Origin of the sequence: Pseudoduganella guangdongensis, from assembly GCF_009857475.1 — a bacterium.
Taxonomy (GTDB): Bacteria; Pseudomonadota; Gammaproteobacteria; order Burkholderiales; family Burkholderiaceae_D; genus Rugamonas; species Rugamonas guangdongensis.
The window spans coordinates 1-255 of the sequence record NZ_WWCJ01000086.1; the positions used below are offsets into that span (position 1 = coordinate 1).

The following is a 255-nucleotide window of genomic DNA, read 5'->3' on the forward strand; positions in this document are numbered from 1 at the left end:
TGTCACCGGCAGTCTCATTAGAGTGCTCTTGCGTAGCAACTAATGACAAGGGTTGCGCTCGTTGCGGGACTTAACCCAACATCTCACGACACGAGCTGACGACAGCCATGCAGCACCTGTGTGATGGCTCTCTTTCGAGCACCCTCAGATCTCTCCAAGGTTCCATCCATGTCAAGGGTAGGTAAGGTTTTTCGCGTTGCATCGAATTAATCCACATCATCCACCGCTTGTGCGGGTCCCCGTCAATTCCTTTGA

1 rRNA gene is annotated in these 255 nt (G+C 52.2%); it reads right to left on the reverse strand.

Annotated elements, in window-relative coordinates:
• Window positions 1-255: ribosomal RNA gene (locus GTP41_RS26965) — 16S ribosomal RNA — on the reverse strand; the annotation flags it as partial.